The sequence below is a fragment of the Subtercola sp. RTI3 genome (genome assembly GCF_035018625.1).
In the GTDB taxonomy this organism is placed as follows: Bacteria; Actinomycetota; Actinomycetes; order Actinomycetales; family Microbacteriaceae; genus Subtercola; species Subtercola vilae.
This window is the reverse complement of sequence record NZ_JASJXO010000004.1, coordinates 46,551-64,784: the sequence shown is the minus strand read 5'-3', so window position 1 is coordinate 64,784 and position 18,234 is coordinate 46,551. Positions and strand designations below refer to the sequence as shown.

General features: G+C 63.4%; 23 protein-coding genes and 1 pseudogene. 6 read left to right on the top strand and 18 right to left on the bottom strand.

Features of this window, described 5'->3' with window-relative positions:
* The first annotated feature begins 51 nt into the window (after nt 1–51).
* From hisD to QN358_RS03005, 3 genes are read left to right on the top strand one after another with little or no spacing between them, the layout of a single operon-like run.
* Nucleotides 52–1,380, top strand: a complete 1,329-nt coding sequence (gene hisD, locus QN358_RS03015) for a histidinol dehydrogenase (RefSeq protein WP_323511541.1) — start codon at nt 52–54, stop codon at nt 1,378–1,380.
* Complete coding sequence (locus tag QN358_RS03010; RefSeq protein WP_323511540.1) at nt 1,377–2,135, top strand: SDR family oxidoreductase; 759 nt, start codon at nt 1,377–1,379, stop codon at nt 2,133–2,135. Before hisD ends, QN358_RS03010 begins: the two co-directional genes overlap by 4 nt.
* A complete protein-coding gene (locus QN358_RS03005) occupies nt 2,132–2,878 on the top strand; it encodes an HpcH/HpaI aldolase family protein (RefSeq protein ID WP_323511539.1) in 747 nt (248 codons plus the stop codon). The genes QN358_RS03010 and QN358_RS03005 overlap by 4 nt, the downstream gene beginning before the upstream one ends.
* On the opposite strand, the gene QN358_RS03000 is transcribed toward QN358_RS03005, so the two are convergent.
* From QN358_RS03000 to QN358_RS02960, 9 genes are all read right to left on the bottom strand, one after another.
* Nucleotides 2,875–3,585: an alpha/beta fold hydrolase gene (locus tag QN358_RS03000; RefSeq protein ID WP_323511538.1), complete on the bottom strand. Its 711-nt coding sequence runs from the start codon at nt 3,583–3,585 to the stop codon at nt 2,875–2,877. The genes QN358_RS03005 and QN358_RS03000 overlap by 4 nt on opposite strands.
* A 1-nt stretch (nt 3,586) precedes the next feature.
* Entirely contained in the window at nt 3,587–4,492 is a 906-nt protein-coding gene (locus QN358_RS02995) for a carbohydrate ABC transporter permease (protein ID WP_323511537.1), read from the bottom strand.
* Nucleotides 4,489–5,361, bottom strand: coding sequence for a carbohydrate ABC transporter permease (locus QN358_RS02990; protein WP_136641814.1), 873 nt, complete (start codon nt 5,359–5,361; stop codon nt 4,489–4,491). The genes QN358_RS02995 and QN358_RS02990 overlap by 4 nt, the downstream gene beginning before the upstream one ends.
* Before the next feature lie 80 nt (nt 5,362–5,441).
* Nucleotides 5,442–6,545, bottom strand: a complete 1,104-nt coding sequence (locus tag QN358_RS02985; RefSeq protein WP_416351951.1) for an ABC transporter substrate-binding protein — start codon at nt 6,543–6,545, stop codon at nt 5,442–5,444.
* A gap of 615 nt (nt 6,546–7,160) precedes the next feature.
* Nucleotides 7,161–7,472, bottom strand: coding sequence for a metal-sensitive transcriptional regulator (locus QN358_RS02980; protein WP_237280316.1), 312 nt, complete (start codon nt 7,470–7,472; stop codon nt 7,161–7,163).
* Nucleotides 7,469–7,774: a rhodanese-like domain-containing protein gene (locus QN358_RS02975; RefSeq protein WP_323511535.1), complete on the bottom strand. Its 306-nt coding sequence runs from the start codon at nt 7,772–7,774 to the stop codon at nt 7,469–7,471. The genes QN358_RS02980 and QN358_RS02975 overlap by 4 nt, the downstream gene beginning before the upstream one ends.
* Complete coding sequence (locus QN358_RS02970; protein WP_323511534.1) at nt 7,771–9,435, bottom strand: FAD-dependent oxidoreductase; 1,665 nt, start codon at nt 9,433–9,435, stop codon at nt 7,771–7,773. Before QN358_RS02970 ends, QN358_RS02975 begins: the two co-directional genes overlap by 4 nt.
* Before the next feature lie 473 nt (nt 9,436–9,908).
* Nucleotides 9,909–11,210, bottom strand: a complete 1,302-nt coding sequence (locus tag QN358_RS02965; RefSeq protein ID WP_162849201.1) for an FAD-dependent oxidoreductase — start codon at nt 11,208–11,210, stop codon at nt 9,909–9,911.
* Between the two features lie 2 nt (nt 11,211–11,212).
* A complete protein-coding gene (locus QN358_RS02960; RefSeq protein WP_136641820.1) occupies nt 11,213–11,638 on the bottom strand; it encodes an arsenate reductase ArsC in 426 nt (141 codons plus the stop codon).
* 86 nt (nt 11,639–11,724) lie between these two features.
* Between QN358_RS02960 and QN358_RS02955 the strand changes: the two genes are divergently transcribed.
* On the top strand, nt 11,725–12,075 hold the full coding sequence (locus QN358_RS02955; protein WP_136641821.1) for an ArsR/SmtB family transcription factor: 351 nt from the start codon (nt 11,725–11,727) through the stop codon (nt 12,073–12,075).
* Here the strand turns inward: QN358_RS02955 and lgt are convergent.
* The 9 genes and pseudogenes from lgt to QN358_RS02910 form a co-directional block, all read right to left on the bottom strand.
* Nucleotides 12,026–12,979 (bottom strand): prolipoprotein diacylglyceryl transferase, encoded by a 954-nt coding sequence (gene lgt / locus QN358_RS02950; RefSeq protein WP_136641822.1) that lies wholly within the window; start codon nt 12,977–12,979, stop codon nt 12,026–12,028. The genes QN358_RS02955 and lgt overlap by 50 nt on opposite strands.
* A gap of 198 nt (nt 12,980–13,177) precedes the next feature.
* Entirely contained in the window at nt 13,178–13,636 is a 459-nt protein-coding gene (locus QN358_RS02945) for a MarR family winged helix-turn-helix transcriptional regulator (protein WP_161580395.1), read from the bottom strand.
* A 143-nt stretch (nt 13,637–13,779) separates the two neighbouring features.
* Nucleotides 13,780–13,917 (bottom strand): annotated as a pseudogene (locus QN358_RS02940) (chromosome condensation protein CrcB); the annotation flags it as partial.
* The gene (locus tag QN358_RS18815; protein WP_136641824.1) at nt 13,854–14,441 is read right to left on the bottom strand and encodes a fluoride efflux transporter FluC; all 588 of its coding nucleotides are present in this window, start codon (nt 14,439–14,441) and stop codon (nt 13,854–13,856) included. The gene QN358_RS18815 and the pseudogene QN358_RS02940, both read right to left, overlap by 64 nt.
* Nucleotides 14,438–15,589 carry a phosphopyruvate hydratase gene (locus QN358_RS02930; RefSeq protein WP_136641825.1) on the bottom strand — a complete coding sequence of 384 codons (1,152 nt, stop codon included), beginning with the start codon at nt 15,587–15,589 and terminating at the stop codon, nt 14,438–14,440. The genes QN358_RS18815 and QN358_RS02930 overlap by 4 nt, the downstream gene beginning before the upstream one ends.
* Nucleotides 15,589–15,777, bottom strand: coding sequence for a hypothetical protein (locus tag QN358_RS02925; protein ID WP_323511533.1), 189 nt, complete (start codon nt 15,775–15,777; stop codon nt 15,589–15,591). Before QN358_RS02925 ends, QN358_RS02930 begins: the two co-directional genes overlap by 1 nt.
* The gene (locus tag QN358_RS02920; protein WP_323511532.1) at nt 15,770–16,270 is read right to left on the bottom strand and encodes a 2,3-bisphosphoglycerate-dependent phosphoglycerate mutase; all 501 of its coding nucleotides are present in this window, start codon (nt 16,268–16,270) and stop codon (nt 15,770–15,772) included. Before QN358_RS02920 ends, QN358_RS02925 begins: the two co-directional genes overlap by 8 nt.
* The gene (locus tag QN358_RS02915) at nt 16,252–16,413 is read right to left on the bottom strand and encodes a hypothetical protein (RefSeq protein ID WP_237280318.1); all 162 of its coding nucleotides are present in this window, start codon (nt 16,411–16,413) and stop codon (nt 16,252–16,254) included. Before QN358_RS02915 ends, QN358_RS02920 begins: the two co-directional genes overlap by 19 nt.
* Nucleotides 16,370–16,642, bottom strand: a complete 273-nt coding sequence (locus QN358_RS02910) for a hypothetical protein (protein ID WP_323511589.1) — start codon at nt 16,640–16,642, stop codon at nt 16,370–16,372. Before QN358_RS02910 ends, QN358_RS02915 begins: the two co-directional genes overlap by 44 nt.
* A 210-nt stretch (nt 16,643–16,852) precedes the next feature.
* Here QN358_RS02910 and QN358_RS02905 point away from each other — a divergent pair, with 210 nt between their 5' ends.
* On the top strand, nt 16,853–17,035 hold the full coding sequence (locus QN358_RS02905) for a hypothetical protein (protein ID WP_136641828.1): 183 nt from the start codon (nt 16,853–16,855) through the stop codon (nt 17,033–17,035).
* Between the two features lie 2 nt (nt 17,036–17,037).
* On the top strand, nt 17,038–18,219 hold the full coding sequence (locus QN358_RS02900; protein ID WP_323511531.1) for a permease: 1,182 nt from the start codon (nt 17,038–17,040) through the stop codon (nt 18,217–18,219).
* Nucleotides 18,220–18,234 lie beyond the last annotated feature (15 nt).

Here is an 18,234-nt window from a genome sequence, read left to right as displayed (position 1 = left end):
ATACGAAAGCATAATGGCAGCATACGTATGCATGGCGAAAGGAAATCAGCAATGGTTGTGTACCTGAAGAGCGCTCCGACGAAATTGTTCACCGACAGTGCTCAGAGCGACGTGGCTGAGCGGGTGAAATCCATCATCGCCACCATTCGCGAAGACGGCGACGACGCCGTTCGTCGGTACTCGCAACAGTTCGACTCGTGGTCGCCAGAGGCGTTCCGCCTCGACGATGCTCACATCGAGGCGATAATCGCCAGTCTCGATCCCCAGGTGATAGCCGACATCGAATTCGTTCAGAAGCAGGTGAGTGCCTTCGCGCAGGCTCAGCGAGACTCGCTGGTCGACATCGAGGTCGAGACGCTCCCGGGCGTCTTCCTCGGGCAGAAGCACGTGCCCGTCCAGGCCGTCGGCGCATACATCCCCGGCGGCAAATACCCGCTCACTGCTTCTGCGCACATGACGATCATCACCGCGAAGATCGCTGGCGTGCCCCGTGTGGTCGCTTGCACTCCGCCCATCCGCGGGGAGATTCCCGCCGCCACTGTCGCCGCGATGAAGCTCGCCGGTGCCGACGAGATCTACGTGCTCGGCGGCGTGCAAGCGGTGACGGCGATGGCCGTCGGAACCGAAACGATGCAGCCCGTCAATATGATCGCCGGCCCAGGGAACGCGTACGTGGCCGAGGCCAAGCGCCAGTTGTTCGGTGAGGTCGGCATCGATCTGTTCGCCGGCCCGACCGAGATCATGATCGTGGCTGACGGTGAGGCAGATCCCTTCCTCACCGCCGTCGACCTGCTTTCGCAAGCGGAGCATGGCCCGGAGTCACCGGCCGTTCTGATCACGACGTCACAGACTCTCGGCGAACAGGTGATGGCGCACATCGAGCAGTTGCTGCCAAGCATGTCGACGAGGGACTATGCCGAGCCGGCCTGGCGCGATTGGGGCCAGGTCATTGTCGTCGACGACATCGACGAGGCCTACGCTCTTGCTGACTCGTTCGCCTTCGAGCACGTGCAGATCTTCACGGAGGAGCCGCGGCTCGCCTTGGCGAAGATGCATGACTACGGGGCTCTGTTCCTCGGCGAGAACACCTGTGTGTCATACGGAGACAAAGTCATCGGCACGAATCATGTGCTGCCGACCCTCGGCGCGGCCCGCTACACCGGCGGGTTGTGGGTAGGCAAATACCTTCGCACGGTCACGTACCAGCAGATCACCGACCCCGCCTCGTCAGGGATGCTCGGCGAAGTGTGCGGCCGTGCCGCGCGGGTTGAACTGTTCGAGGGCCACGCCCGGTCGGGAGACGCACGAGCCTGGATCCATAACGGCCGGACCTTCCCATGGATCGAGGAGAACCTCGCTTCACGAGAGCGCGTACAGTGAGCGCGCTCGCTGGCCGAACAGCCCTTGTGACCGGAGGCGGAAGCGGCCTCGGTGCAGCCATCGCCACCGCCTTGCACTCTGCTGGCGCTGACGTCGTCGTCGTCGGCCGTGACACCGCGAAGCTTGTCAGCGTCGTCGACCGGCTCGGAGACCGCACCCGAGCCCTCTCGTGTGACGTGACGGATTCCGAGTCGGTCGACCAGCTGGCGATGAGTCTTGCCGACACGCCCGTGTCGATCCTGGTCAACAACGCCGGCGTGCCCGGGCCCGTGGCCTCACTCATCGACATCTCGGTCGAAGAGTGGGATGCAGTCTTCGCTGCCAATGTGCGCGGGATCTTCTTGCTCTGCAAGGCGTTCCTCCCTCCCATGGTCGAACGGGGTGCCGGAGACGTCATCAATCTCGCCTCGGTCTCGGGCAAGCGGCCTCTCCCGTTCCGCACTCCCTACTGCGCCTCCAAGATGGCCGTGATCGGGCTGACATCTACACTCGCCTTTGAAATGGGACCGGCCGGCGTCAACGTGAATACGTTGTCGCCCGGGCCCGTGGAGGGGCCGCGCATGCAACGCAACTTCCGGCTCGAAGCCGACCGTGCCGGAACGTCGATCGCCGAGGCAGAAGCGTCGTTCGTCTCGCGATCGGCGCTCGGTCGGATGGTGACGGAGGAAGAAGTCGGCCGCGCCGTGGTCGCCATGCTCGGTATGCCCGGGCTGTCCGGCGCTGACATCGACCTCTCAGCGGGAATGGTCGCATGACATCGGGGTCTCTTCGAGCGCGAGCCGAGTCGGGCGAGCGTCTTCTCGGAGTGCTGGTGAGGATTCCCGCGGAGGAACTCGTCGAGATGGCAGCAGTCGCCGGGTTCGACTTTGTGCTCGTCGACTGTGAGCACGGGCCCGCCGACGTCGTAGCGCTGCGTCAACACATTGCTGTGGCCGCCATCCACCGTGTTCCGGTTGTGGTCCGAGTCGGCGAAAACGATCCCGGCATGATTCTGCGCGCGCTCGACCAGGGCGCCGAAGGCATCGTCGGACCCCATGTCGACAATGCCGCGGACGCTGAGGCGCTGGTCGCTGCTGCCCACTACCCCCCGATCGGCACGCGGGGCTTCGCGACGTACAGTCGTGCCGGTCGGTTCGGTGAAACCGACCCGACCGGCCACCGTGACTGGTACCACGCGAACACACTCGTCATCGGCATGATCGAATCGCCCGCCGCGGTAGCCGAGGCAGACGCCATCGTGGCAACGTCGGGACTCGACGGCGTGATGATCGGCCCTGCAGACCTGGCTGCATCATCCGGTACCCATGACCTCCCCGTCGCCGAGGCTATCAAATGCGTGAACACGGCCATTTCATCAGGCGGTGTTCTCCGAATGGATATCGTGAGCAGCGTCGAGGCCGCGAATGCCGCTTTTGAGCAAGGAGCGCAGCTGGTCGTGTACAACCTCGCGGCCTCGCTAATGACGCATCTGATCGGTCTGCTGACTCCGAGAAACTAGGTGCGGCGCGGCGCGTTCGTGAGCCAGGGCTCGCTTGTGTGCCATGCCCGTATGGCCTCGCCAATCACATTCGCTCGTTCGAGGGGCAGGAGGTGTCCACCGTCGACGTTCGCGAGCCGTGCATTCGGCATCTCGGCCACAATCTCATGATGGAATTCGGGTGGACAGATCGCGTCGCGAATTCCTGAGATGACGAGCGTCGGGATCCGAATTCCTCGCAATGTCGGCCGCAGGTCGACGCGCGTGCCCTGCATCGCGAGCTGAGCGTCGAGAGTAGATGCACTCGTTGCCGCTCCCATCTGACGAGTCCTCCGAACGAGGTCGGGGTGATGGGCGAGCGCATCGGCCGACAGGAGCGCGGGCAAGATTTCATCCTGAAGTTCTGCGGGAGTCTCGCCAGCGCTGATTCTCTCTGCCCAGGCCCTCCAAGACTCGTGTTGCGCTGGCGTCGGAGCCTTCGCGTTGGTCGATATAAGGCACAGACGCTCGACGCGCCCGGGTGCCTCCGCAGCAAGCGCCATGGCGACGATGGCGCCCAGGGACAACCCGCAGAGGACGAAAATCGGCGGAAGCTCGGCGAGCAGTCGATCGACTTGTGCACTGACGGATCGCTCGTCGAGCGCGGGTGCCAGAACATCACCGAGCCCGCAATCAGCCCAGAGATCATCCGTGCAGTTCATGCCCGGCAGAAGAACGAGCGGCCTCATCTCACCCCTTGACTGCACCATCGCTGAGCCCTGCGACGAGGTATTTCTGGGCGACGAGCGCGATGAAGATCACCGGGATCGTCAACAGTAGTGCGGCCGCACCCGACTGTTGCAGCATCGGGAGGGTTTGTCCGAGTTGCGTAGCGATGAATACGGGAACGGTCTTCGAGGAGGTGTCTGTGAGCACCAGGGCGGTGAGGTATTCCTGAAAGGCGAAGAGGAACACGAAGATACCGGCCGTGATGATGCCGGGGCCCATCAGCGGAATCATGACGCGGCGCAGGACTCCGATGCGCGTACAACCATCGAGCATCGCGGCCTCGTCGAGCTCTCGCGGAATGTCCGCGAAGAAGTTTCGGAGAAGCCAGATCGTGAACGGCTGGTTAATCGCGACCAGCGCTATGGCCAACGCGAAGGTGGTGTCGTAGATGCCAAGCGACCGGCTGATGTCGTACATCGGCAGCACCACGGCGAAGCGCGGCAGCGCCCGAAAAATGAGTGCGAGTACGAGGAGCAAGGCTGACACGTAGTTCGGGAACCGCGACAGAGCGTAGGCGGCAGGGATGCCGATCACCAGAGCGATGACCGTCGAGACGACAGCCACGACAAGCGTGTTGGTGAGGTAGTCGGCGAAGTAGGTGGTCTCCCACAGGTCAACGAAGGCCTGCAGGGTGGGCTGGTAGCCCCCGAAGACGGGCGGGTTCGCGAACGCGACGTTGGTCGGTTTCGTGACGGAGAGCGTCATCCAGATGATCGGACTCAGGGTCAGCAGACAGAACAGGCCGAGCAAGGTGCCCGTGATGATCGGCGGCCTGCGCCTGGCCCGGTTCTTCGGCCTCCTCGCTGCGCCTCTCCCGGGCGCGGGAGCAATCGTTCGCGCAGGGAGTGTTCTGGAGTTGAGCGTCATCGTAGAGCCTTCGCTTCCTTGAAGATCCCCCTGATGAAGGGAATCAACATGATGAGGATGAGGATGATGGTGAGTACGTTGATCGCGCTTCCCAGGCCGAGCTCCTGCGCGCCATTGGCGAACGCCACAGAGTAGACATAGAGCATGATCGACTCGTTTCCGATGGCTTCCGCCTGCGGCGAGAGGGGGATCAGGTTGTCGAACATGCGCAACACGTCCATGATCGAGATGAGCGTCACGAAACCGAGCACACCTCGGATCGTCGGGATGATCACACTGATGTGAGTCTGCAGGGGCGACGCCCCATCGATGTTCGCCGACTCCCGCAGCTCAAGCGGCACGCCCTGTAGGCCGGCGAGAATGATGAGCATCGCGAACGGAAGCATGTGCCACACGGTGTTCGCGATGATGAGGATCGCATTGGGCACCTGGTCGGTGAACCACAGCACCTCCCCTCCGCCCATCAGACCGATGAATCGGTTGACCAGACCGCCGAAGTTGTCATCGAACAGCCAGGAGAAGGCGACGGCGCCAACGAGGTTGGGTAGCACGTACGAGACAAGCAGCAGCCCCAGTACGATCGGGCGCGACTTCGTGAGCCTGTCGATCCCGGTCGCGATGACGTAGCCCAGCACCAGCAGAATCGCTGTCGTAATCACGGTCACCGTGACCGTGAAGAGAACTGCCCTGCCGAACCTCGGGTCGGTGAGCGCCGTGACGTAGTTGTCGAACCCGACAAAAGTGCCGGGTGTGCCGTAGCGCACGTTCTCGACGCTCCACTGGATCGTGCGGATAAGCGGGATGACGAGAAGCCCGCCCATCACCAAGAAACTCGGTGCAAAGAGCAACCAGAATTCACGCCTCTTCATCTGTTCATCTCCACTGACAGGCCGCGGCCTGGACTGGGTCCAGGCCGCGGCGATGGATTGTTGGATAGTGCTGCGGAAATTCAGCCGGCGGCAGACTCGCCGGCGGCTTGCATCTGCGTCAGACCGTCATCGACGGAAACAGCGCCCGTCAACACCTGCACCAGGATCGGACGGATCTTGGTGGTCACCGCGGCCAGGTCCGCCGCAACGACAGGCGGCATCGCGGCCGCAATCGAATCGTTCGCGGCCTGACCGTAAGGAGAATTGTCGGCCGTCACCATCCCTTCGCGCGCCGGGTAGGCCGCCGGTACCGACGCCTTCGACGCATCCTCATTGACGGACGATGCCATCATCACGAAGAGCATGTCGGGGTCGAGTTTGGTGTTGGCAGGAATCGACCATCCGTCGATCGACAGGCGGTCGTAGGCATATTTGGAACTGTCGGTGACCTTGGGCGGAGACGCAAAGGCAAACGACGTCGACAACGTGCTGTTCTTGTCGAGGGTGAGGTCGTTCATACGACCCGAGAACATGATCGACATCGCGGCAGTGTTGTTGTACATCTGCTGCTGCACCTTGGGCTGGTCGAAGGTGGTCACCTGCGGATCCATGTATGGCTGAAGCGACTTCAATGCCTCCAGAGCCTGTTTGCCCTCAGGAGTGTTCAGGGTGACTTTTCCGTCAGAGGTGACGAAGTCGGAGCCCAGGGAGTTCATGGCAGCTTCGTAACTCGTCGAGACGTCTGCCGTCGCGAGCCACGGGAGGGCGATCGGATACTGCATGAGGCCGGCGGCCTTGATCGCGTCGGCTGCCGTGATCATCTCGGCAAACGTTGTCGGAATCTTCAGGCCGAGCTTCGCGAAGATGTCTTTGCGGTAGGCCATCACATACATCTGTGTCTGCATCGGGAGGGCATAGAGCTTTCCGTCGAAGGACATGCCTTTTTGCAGGGACGCACTGATCTTGTCGAGACCGTAGTCGCTCGCGTACTTCTTGTAGAGATCGTCGAGCGGCATGAGTTTCTTGTCGGTCGCCAGGCTGGGAATCACGAAGCCGTACGTCTCGATGATGTCATAGGAGCCCGAATCGCCCGCGAGGGTCGCAGTCGTCTTGGTGACTTGGCCGCCGAAGTCGATGGGATCGTGTTTCACTGTGACATTGCCTTTGGTGCAACTGGACACCATGGTGTTCGTGAAGGGGTCGATAGCGGACGAGTTGTACGCCAGAACGTTGACTGTCGTGGCCGAACTGGGTGTTGTGTAGTCACAAGTGACCTTGGTCGCATTCGCATTGCCGGTGCGGCTGCCCGCGCTGCATCCGGTGATGGCGAGTGCGCCAACGGTGCCCATTACTATGAAGGCTAAAACACGCTTTCTAAAAGTTGACATGCGCTTACCGTATACGTATGCATGCCACTAAGGAAAGCCTTACTTTTCCCCTCGTTTCCCGCTCAGCAACAGAATGCATACGCATACTCACACCCGGTGCTTCGCACGGGGCAATCGGGATGCACCGCCGGGACTGGTGCGCACGTGCAACCGCTCGGTAAGACCAGTCGAACACGCCTCGATCACGGCCCACATGGGACTGTTGAAGGTGTGGATGGCTGGGCGACGTGCCCCACGGTTTGGTTGCCTGAACTGGTGTGAGGATCGAGCCTTCGCTGAGAGGCTTCATCCATGCCACGACCATTCCCTGTGGAATTCCGAATGCGTACTGTCACGCTTGTCTGAGCCGGCAAACCCGTCGCGACCACAACTCACGAACTCGGCGTCGTCGGCGAGCTCGCGTAGCGACTGTCAGGCGAGGGTGAGAAAGAGCTTTTCGAGTTCTTCTACCGTCAGCGAGCTGCGGGCGGCGTCCTTCCGGTCGGCCGGTTCGTCAGTGATGCACTGGCGCATCGCGGTAGAGACGATCGCGAAACCGGCTCGGTCGAGGGCGCTGGAAACGGCGGCGAGTTGGGTGACGACGTCGCGGCAGTCTGCGCCAGTTTCTACGGCTGTGATGACGGCAGCGAGTTGGCCCTGCGCCCGCTTGAGACGGTTGGCGATCTTCCGCACGGCGACGTCGTCGCGGTGGCCGCCGTTCGTGTCTTTCGGATCTGGGGTCACGACTGGTTCGTTTCTACGTTGTGGCCGTTCTGAATCCATGCCGTGGTGCCGCCTTCGACGTTGATCGCATCGATGCCAAGGTCAGTGAGAAGCGCCGTTGCTTGGGCGCTGCGCCGACCGGATTGGCAGATGACGTGCACGGGTCTACCGACGGGGATGTCGCCGACGTGGTCGATGAGCTCCGAGAGGGGAATATTCACGGCGCCCGGTGCGTGCCCGGTCGCGTATTCGTCGGGCTCTCGAACGTCGAGGAGCATGGGGGCTCTTAGTCTGGCGAGTTGGTCGACGGTGATCTGGTTCATCGTGTTTCTTTCGTGAGGCAAGCAGGGCTGGTTGAGGTGGTTCCGGCTTTCCAGGTCAGGTATCCGCCATCGAGATTGGTGACGTCGTGACCGAGCTGGGTGAGGAGGCGAGAGGCGGTGTGGCCGCGTTGGCCCACCTGGCAGTGCACGATGAGCGGGCCGTCAGGAAGTTCGGCGTGACGGGCGCGGAGCTCGTCGAGGGGAATGTTGATGGCGCCCGGAATCGCTCCTGACGCGAATTCGGTTGCGCTCCGAACGTCGATCAGGGTGTCCCCGGATTCCTGGCGTGCGCGGAGCTTGTGCCATTGGGTAGTGCGGGTGGTGCCCGCACGCACGTTGTCAGCGACGTATCCGGCGAGATTGATGGGGTCTTTCGCTGATCCGTATTGGGGTGCGTAGGCCAACTCGAGGCGCGAGAGCCCCGAGGCGGTGATGCCGCCGGTCATGGCGGTCGCGATGACGTCGATTCTCTTGTCGACGCCGTCTTCTCCGACAATCTGGGCCCCGAGGATACGGTCGTCTGCCGGGTCGACGAGGAGCTTAACCGCCATCTGCTTCGCGCCCGGGTAGTAACCGGCATGGGATGAGGGATGCGTGTGGATCACTGTGCGCTCTCGACCGGCCGCGCGGAGACGCTTCTCGCTCCAGCCGACAGTCGCGATCGTCAACCCGAGAACACCGACGATCCCTGTGCCGAGAGCCGACGCCGCCTCTGCGTCGAGGACGCCGGCGATCGCGTCGGCTGCCGCACGGCCGTGCCGGTTCGCTAGCCCGGCCATGGTGATCAGGGCGGGAGTGTGGTCGAGAGCATCGATCTTCTCGACGCCGTCGCCCACCGCGTAGATCGATGCGTCGCTCGTGCGCTGGCGTGCGTCGACTGAGATTCCACCAGTCGGCCCGATCGTGAGCCCCGCACCGCGGGCTAAGCCGGACTCTGGATGAACGCCGCTTGCCTCAATCACCAGATCGGTGGGTACCTCGGTTCCGTCGGACAGCACGGCGATGCCCGGTCGGGCGCCCGTCACCGTGGTGTTCAGTCGGAGGTCGACGCCGTGGTCGCGGAGGACCCGTTCGACGGGTGTCACCATCTCGGGGTCGAGGGGCGACAGGATCTGGGGGCCGCGTTGCACGAGGGTCACGAGCGCTCCCCGTGCAAGGAGATTTTCGACCGCCTCAAGACCGATGTAGCCGGCACCGATCACCGTGACCCGCGCGGGCCCGTCGACGGAACCTAGGATCTCAAGCACACGATCGACGTCGTCGACGCTTCGGAGGGTGTGCGTGGGGAGTATGCCCGCTGTCGGACCGACACCGGCTGACGACCCGCCGGCAAGAACCAGCGTGTCGTAACTGGCCTCGAACTCCATTCCCGCATCGAGATCGCGAATCGTGACGGTCTGAGTGGCAGGATCAATGGCGATGACTTCGTGACGCACCCGCACGTCGAGGGCGAACCGCGCGGCGAGGGATTTTGGTGTCTGTAACAGAAGTGCCGAGCGATCCTCGATGACGCCGCCGACGTGGTAGGGCAGGCCGCAGTTGGCGAATGACACATAGCTGCCACGCTCGAGCACCATGATGTGTCGCTGCTCGTCGAGCCGGCGGAGGCGGGTCGCCGCGGACATTCCTCCGGCGACTCCCCCGACAATGATTGTTCTCATAACAACATAATACCCCCTGGGGTATATTTATTTTGAAAGGTTCACTCCGTGGACCTGAGATCGAAGGAGCGTTCATGTGTAGAGCTGTGAAGTGCCGTGTCTGCGGGAAGACGACTTGGGCGGGCTGCGGTCAACACGTCGATCAGGTTATGCGCGCTGTTCCACGAGCGGATCGGTGCCCCGGGCACGAGAAGGAACCGTCGAAATCGAAAGGCTTCTTCGGGCGACTCCTGACGAAATAGATCGACGCCCCGCATCTGAACATTCACGGCGACAGACACGCCGGAGGGCTTCCATCCAGCGCCCACCACAGCCCAGCTCAACGCCGCCATCCCCCCCAGCACCTCTTCATGGCCAGCGCACCCGTTCGCCCAAACGAACTGCAACCCGGTATCGAAACGGTGCCGTCTGCTGTGGCATTCCTGGCCGAACGACAATTCAACAGATGGGCCTACATCCGGATCTGACATTTCTCATGAGCAACAGGACCCTCCGTCACCGGGCCCGGAGGAGCAGACACCGGTCTCGGGGAGGATGAGCTGCACGACACGAGCCGCATCAGGGTCGCCTGCGAGTTCGTCGGCAATGGATCGAACCTGCTCGTAGCCGGTCAGCATCAAGAAAGTCGGGGCGCGCCCGTACGACTTCATCCCTGCAATGAAGAAGTTCGGCTCCGGTTGCGTCAGCTCTGCGACCCCGTGCGGAGGAACAGTTCCACAGGAATGAAGGTTGGGGTCGATCAACGGCGCCAACTGGCGAGGAGCTTCGACGATGTCATCCAGCGACAGGCGTATCTCGCGCAAGATCGAAAGGTCCGGCCGGAACCCGGTCGCTGCTACGACGATGTCGCCACGAAGCTCGAACGGGTTCCCGTATCGGCGCCCTGTCAGCCGAACACCCTCCTCGTCGGGGTGGGCGTCGTCGATCTCGAACAGATCGACGAGTTCAACAACGCCGCGACGAACAAGAGAATGAGTGTTGTCACCGAGTTGCCCGCGGGCGGCCAATTCGTCTGTTGCCTCTCCGAAGACCCGCACGGGGGTCGCATTTCGGATCACCCACACGATCTCGGTTTCTGGCTCCGTTTCTTTCAACTTCGCCAGAGCCAGGAGGGTATTCGCGGCCGAATGCCCTGCGCCGACGACCACGACACGGCGCCCCGCGAACCTGGCCCGTTCCGTACCGAGCACATCAGGCATCGCGTTCGCCAACCACAGTGCCCCGTCTGCGGTGGGGTTCCAGCCGGAGGCGAGGAGCCCATTCGCGTTCGAGAGGGTTCCCGACGTATCGATGACCGCTCGCGCCAAAAGGGTCTCGTCAGCAGTTGGCGTGGAGATTCGAAGGAGGAAAGGAGTATCGGCGCGGCCCATGGAGCGAGTTTTGTCCATACCCTGCCGGGACACCGCTGTCACTCTCGATGAATATCGCAGCACCGGGGAGAGCGCGGGTGTTCCGGCGAGGGGAAGCAGGTAGTCGCGCACGACCTCAGACCCCAACGGCAGCCTCCTCGCTTCGGGGGCATCCCAGCCTGCCGCATCGAGGAGCCGGGCGGCGGCCGGATCGACCACCTCAGACCACGGCGAAAAAAGTCGCACATGACCCCAGGACGACACTCCGGCACCAGCGGCTTCGCCGGCTTCCAGAATCAGGACCTCCACGCCCCTCTCGAGCAGGTGCGCGGCTGCAGCAAGGCCCACCGGCCCCGCGCCGATCACGACCACGGGGAGTCCGGCGAGGCGGGACGCTTCGCGTCTCGCCGGCACCGTCAGTGCCATCGTCACGAAAGCATCTCCTCGGTCTCGGCGGGGAGCAACTCCGACAGGAGCGCTTCGATACGGGCCCGGATGTCGTCACGGATCGGCCGTACCTCATCGATGCTCTTCCCGGCCGGATCGGTGAGTTCCCAGTCCTCATAGCGCTTGCCGGGGAAGATCGGGCAGACATCACCACAGCCCATCGTGATCACGACATCGGATTCGCGCACCTGGCCCGTCGTCAGCAGCTGGGGCACATTGCCCGTGATATCGATGCCCTCCTCGGCCATCACGGCAACCGCGACCGGATTGATCTGGTCTCCCGGTTCCGAGCCACCGGAAAGCACCTCGACCCGCCCCCCGGAGAGCTCCTTCATGAACCCCGCAGCCATCTGGGACCTACCAGCGTTATGGACACACACGAACAACACCGTCGGCTTCTCGGCCATCACCACTCCAGACATAGACGAACATCGATGCCTAGATTCTGGATCAAGACATCGACAACTGTCAATGTCTTTGTCAGACTGGTGCCATGCCCGTCGCCACACTGCTCCCCCTTACCGATGTCACGGCCTGCTGCGCGCCCATCACCCGGGAACCGCTCGGCGCCCACGACGCGGAAACGCTCGCGAAGACCCTGAAGGCTCTCGCCGATCCGGCCCGGCTCCGCCTGGTCTCGATGGTGGCCGCACACGATGGTCAGGAAGCCTGCGTCTGCGACCTCATCGAACCCCTCGGCCTCAGCCAGCCGACCGTATCGCATCACCTGAAGGTCCTCGTCGACGCGGGCATTCTCAGCCGCGACAAACGCGGCGTGTGGGCCTATTACGCCATCATTCCTGGGGCCCTGGACGCTCTGGCGGCCGCCCTGACAACTCCCTGATCGACAGGTCTGCGTCACCGTTCGCCTCGTTGCCGGAGAGAAGCTGCGACAGTTTCGAGGCCCTGCCTGAAACGTAGGGGCTTCCGGGGTTCGGCAGGTGCCGCCTGGTCTGGACAGTGAACAGCACGACACCGACCACTGCCAAGAGGAGGGCGGCGATCACGTTGGCTTTCAGGCCGGCGAAGACAAATTCGGTCGGGTCGAGGCGAAGGGATTCGAAGAACGCTCGCCCGATTCCGTACCAGATGAAGTACAGCGCGACGGTTCGGCCGGAGTGCAGTCGGAGGCGGCGTTCGAGATAGATGATCAGGAACGCGCCGGCGATGTTCCAGATCATCTCGTAGAGGAACAGGGGGTGGAACAGGGTGCCCGGTGGCAGGCCGGGGGGGAATGCGGCGTTTGTCGCCTCGATCTGAAGACCCCAGGGCAGCGTGGTTGGCCCGCCGTAGAGCTCGTGGTTGAAGTAGTTGCCGAACCGGCCGAACGCCTGGGCGAAGAGAAGACCCGGGACGAGGGCGTCGGTGAACGCCCAGAACCGAAGGCCCCTCCTTCGACAGGCGATGTATGCGCCGATGCTCCCCGCGATGATGGCGCCGAAGATCGCAAGCCCGCCTTCCCAGACGAACAGTACTTTCCAGAGGTCGGCGCCGGGGAAGAAGTAGTCGTTCGGGTGTGTGACGACGTGATAAAGCCGCCCTCCGACGATTCCGAGCGGGACGGTCCAGAGTGCGACGTCGAGCACGATGCCCTTCTCTGCTCCTTGGCGGCTGAGTCGGCGTTGGGTGAGCGCGACTGCAATGAGGATGCCGGTGAGGATGCAGAGGGCGTAGAAATGGATCGTGAACGGTCCGATATCGAAGGAGCTGATCGGGGGGCTGGGAATGCTTTCGTGCACAGTGCTCATTTCAGTTGGGCGAGGTCGTCTCGCACCGAATCGATGGCGTGTTGGGCGTTCTGCAGCTGTTCGGTGCTGCTCTGGCTGAGGTCCGAAGGCCTGGGCACCAGGCCTTCGGATAGGGGCTGCAGGTCATCGTGAAGGGGCTGCACTATCGGGGGCGCAGTGATTGCCGGAACGAGAGTCGGGGCAGTACCCGTCATCCCGTCACAGCCCGATCGTCAGAAGGTCGTGGAGTGGAATCTCCCCGGCTGCGTGCGTGAAGGTGTCGAACGCGACGGTCAACGCGACCTGCTCCTCTTCGCTGAGGGCCGAGAGGATCCGGGCCAGTTCGGTGCGCCGCGATGCCGTGACCTGGTCGACAAGCGCCTGTCCCTTCGCTGTGATGGTGATGACGATCTCCCGACGGCTGTCGGGGCTCGGTGTGCGATTCAGCCACCCCGCCGACACCATGCGCTGAACACTGCGGCTGAACGTGGACTGCACCGCACCCATCCGCGCGGCCAGATCACCGATCCGGATCTGACCGGCACCTGAAACGACGACCAGAACCCGGAACTGCGGCAGCGTGACCTCGGTCAACGCCTCGATCATCGACCGGGCCACAACGCCCAGAAGCGCTCTCGATGCGAGCAAAGTCGCGTCGACCAGGGCAATTTCACCCACCCGCTGACCACCGCCAATCCTGTGATAAGTCACAGACATATGCGTTAGCGCATATGAATTGAGTGTACCCAGTGGGAGCCTTTGTGGCTTCGGGGTCGACTGTCGGTTCCAGGGTGGGCGGTGAGTGAGTGGATGCGGTCAGGTCACAGTGACCCGCCGATCGTGAGGCCGGCGAGCGCTGCCAGAATGGCGAGCACGAGCATCCCGAACCCGTTCATCAGTGCGGCGCCCCATCGGCGTTCCTGCAGCAGGCGAACGGTCTCGAAGCTGGCTGTGCTGAACGTGGTGAAGCCGCCCATCGGCCCGGTTCCGATGATGAGGTGCCACGACTCCGCGACCGCATGGCTGAGGGTCGCACCAGTGCGATACCGCAGAAAGTTGCTGCGGCGCCCAGCAGCACTGTCATGACGGCGTAGACGATCGCGACACTGGTGCGGCCGTGGGTGAGCAGGATGCCCGTGTCGGTGGCAAGCGTGCTGTAGGTCGTGAACCCCCCGAGCACACCGGTGCCGACCAGCAGACGCACGATGCGTCGGCGTCCGTGGTCAGGCCCGGCACTCGCGAGGGTTTCCAGCAGCACGCCGAGTGCGAGAGCGCCGATGACGTTGATCGCGATGATCACGACGGCGATGTCATCGATCTGGGGTGCGCCGAGCGCGAGCAGCTCCCGGATCGCGGTGCCGACCACGCCGCCCACTGCGACCAGCGCGAGGTAGGCGGGCCGGATGTGTACCGGCCGAGGGGCCGCCCCTCTGGCCTGGTCGGTTTCGATGTCGCTGTCGACCGGGAGTTGATCGCCGCTCATGCGAGTCCGTAGGAGATCGTGGGGTTCTGTGCTTCGATCTGGGTGAGCCGGTTGTATTTCGCCACGCGTTCTCTGCGGGCGGCCGTGATGGCGTCGAGGGTCTGGCTGACGGTTCCGATCTGGTTCGGTTTGATGAGAGCCGCCGTCGAGTAGTGCTCGTGCGCGCCGTCGAGGATGCGAGCGGCGTCGGTGACGTAGAGGTCGTCACCGACGAGCTGGATCCGGTCGGCGAGGCGCCCGGAGAGCGCGATCCACCCTTCGTGGTCGTCTTCGGCGAAGCCGTCCTCGATGCTCCGGATCGGGTACGAGTCGACAAGGTTCTCGTAGTAGTCGACGAGCTCGTCGCGGGCCAGTTCCCGGCCCGCCAGCCGGTAGCGGCCGCCGCCGAGGGAGAAGCCGTTGGCGGCAGGGTCCATCGCGATCGCGACACTGTCGACTCCGGGCGTGTAGCCGGCATCGGTGATCGCGGCCACCAGCAGATCAAGCGCTTCCTCGGCGGAGTCGATCGGTGGCGCGAATCCTCCCTCGTCACCGAGGCCCGCGGCGGAATACTTCGTACTGATGCGCCGGGCGAGAGCATGGTAAATCTCCGCTCCCGTCCGTACTGCCTCGGCTTCGGTGGCCGCCTGCACGGGTGCGATCATGAATTCCTGGAAGTCGAGTGCGTTCGTCGCATGGGCGCCGCCGTTCAGCACGTTGAAGTGCGGCACCGGCATCCGCTCTGCCGAACCCGTCACGAGCGACAACCAGCGGTGAAGCGGCAGCTCTGCCCGGGTGCCGTCGAGGTCACGGAGTGCCCGGTCGAGGTCACTGATCGTGTTGTACGAATGGTGTGTCAGAAGCGTGCCGATCTCGGTTCGTACTGCGGTGACCGCGCCCTGCACGCCGAGGCCTCCGTATGCGGGGCCACCGTCGCGGAGTTCGACGGCCTCGAACGCTCCCGTCGAGGCTCCCGCGGGTGCTGATGCGACCGCCTCGAAACCGTCGTCGAGACGAAGCGACACACGAACGGTCGGGTTGCCGCGCGAGTCGAGAATCTGCTCGGCGGTGACCGTACTGATGGTGAGCGCGTGTCCTGTCGGGTGGCTGACGTATTCGCCCGCGTCGTAGGCAATAGTGCGGTTGTGGTGTCCGGTGTAGTCGTTCATCAGGTTCCTCCTTCGTGTGCCAGCAGCTCGGCGGCGGCGTGGGCGCTTTCTGTGTTCAGGTATGTGCCGGTGCGGGTGCGCACCCGCAATGTTTTGTCGAACGAATACACGAGCGGATGCCCGGTGGGAATGTTCAGCCGTTCGAGCTCGGTGCTCGGCGAAGAAGGCCCGCACCCTGACTTACACATCGGTAAGGGACTCCGAGCGGGTCAGCGCCTCGGCGGGCAGTCGGCCGAACAGACGGCTGCCTGCCAGCGTTTCGTATTGGGCATCTGTCATCGGTGGTGGGGCATCGGAAACCGATCGTCGCCATCGCAGAAACTGTGCATCACCGTATTCGGCGCGAACTTCGGCCTTCGACAAGCCGGTCAGGGAGCCGTAATTGCGTTCGTCGAGGCGCCAGTCGCGAAGGACACGAGCCGGCCACAGGCGCAGGTCATCGACGACCGTCTGCGCCGTGATCGTCACACGCCTCAGTTCCGAAGCGAACACGGCGTCGGGCGCGATGTGCGCGGCGGAAAGCTGCGCGGCAGCACAGTGCGCTTCGGCGACGCCTGTCTGCGAAAGACCGACGTCGAGCAGCCCGGTGAAGAGGCCCTCGGCGTTTGCGGTGTTTTGGCCGTGCCGCAGCAGCACCAGCCGGGATACTCCGGCGTCGCCCGTCATGAAGTCACCGCCCACGGGAGGGCATCGTCTGATGCGACCGGTGCCACCGGGATGACAATCACCGGCCGGTGTTGACGGTGGGCCAGATGCGCGGCAACGGAGCCGTTCAAGAACTCACCGACAGTGGAACGCCCGCTGGCGCGGCGGGTTCCGACCACGATCGCCGTCGCATCCCACTCCCCCGCGAGTTGCGCGAGAGCAGCGGCCGCGTCGCCAGCCGGTATCGACGTACACGAACACCAACCGCGCGCCGAACCGTTCCGCGAAGACGACCGCCTGCGAGACCACGACGTCGGGCATGCCCGGGAACACGCCGACGACAATGACTGGCGTGCTCACTACCGCCAAAGGTTCGGGCAGTGACGATGCGGTGGGTGACTGTGACACGGTGGGCTCCTATCTCGTGGCGCACCAAAGTGCTGAGATAGGGACTGTTGTCGACCTGGGTCGAGGTTGGTTACGGTGAGCCCCACCGCCGTCGCACCAAGGTGCTCTCTAAACATGCCACAGATGACTGGGTAGCGCTACGACCGAGACGGCTGGTGATTCCACGGTCGCAAGCGTACCCTAGGGGGGTATCCAATAGAGGAGTTGACGATGAATGTTCGAAGTGCAGGATTCACCCCAGAGATCACGACGATGAACGCCTGGCTCGTCGAATGGGGCGCGAGTTCCCGCCGCATGCCGGGCATGGACATGAGCGGCATGATGAGCCAGAGCATCATGACCTCGCAGACGGCTGAGATCACCACCATTCACACTCTGCTCGCGGGGCTCTGATCATGTTCATCATTCAGGCCGTCGGCGACGCTCTCGCCACCGCCGGGTCGATGGCCTGGCAGATTCTCTGGCCGCTGATACTCGGTTTCACCCTCTCCGGCGTCATCCAGGCACTGATCAGGCGCGAGCAGATCACTCGGCTGATGCGAACCGACTCGCCGCGCTCGCTGGTCATCGCGAGTGGCCTTGGTGCGGCATCCTCTTCATGCTCGTATGCCGCCGTGGCACTGGCGCGGGCCCTCTTTCGAAAGGGAGCCAGCTTCTCTGCTGCCATGGCCTTCGAGATCGCGTCGACCAACCTGGTGGTCGAGCTCGGCCTGATTCTGGCCTTCGTGATGGGCTGGCAGTTCACTCTCGCCGAGTTCGTCGGCGGCCCCATCATGATCATCCTGGTAGCCCTCGGCTTCCGACTCTGGATGCGTGGCAAGATCATCGACAAAGCCCGCGAGCAGGCAGAGAAGGGCCTGGCCGGCTCGATGGAGGGCCACGCCGGCATGGACATGTCGGTGCAGCAGGGCGGCACGTTCTGGCAGCGCCTCTTTTCCCGCCCCGGCATCACCTCGGTGTCTCAGTACTTCGTCATGGACTGGGCCGCGGTACTCAAAGACATCGTCATCGGCCTACTGATCGCCGGCGCGTTCGCTGCGTGGGTTCCGAAAGCCTGGCTGCAAGCCGCTTTCTTCGTCAACGATCCGACCGTGGCGTTCCTCCTCGGCCCGATCATCGGCCCGCTGCTCGCGATGATCAGCTTCGTCTGCTCGGTCGGCAACGTACCACTGGCCGCGGTGCTCTGGAACGGCGGCATCAGTTTCGGCGGGGTGATCAGCTTCATCTTCGCCGACCTCATCATCATTCCGATCATCCTGATCTACCGGAAGTACTACGGCACAAAGGCAGCCATCCGCATTACTGTCATCTTCTACGGCGCCATGGTGCTCGCTGGGTACGCCGTCGAACTGATCTTCACCCCGCTCGGCCTCATCCCCACGAATCGCAACCTCACGATCGTCGACGATGGAATCAGCTGGAACTACACCACGTGGCTCAACATCGTCTTCCTGCTGATCGGAGCTCTGCTGCTGGTCGTGTTCTACCGAAGCGGCAGCGGGCCCATGCTGAAGATGATGGGCGGCAACCCCGACGGGGGGGCCGACCACGCGGTCCACAATCACGCAGGACACTAGCCCTGAGGGGTCGCC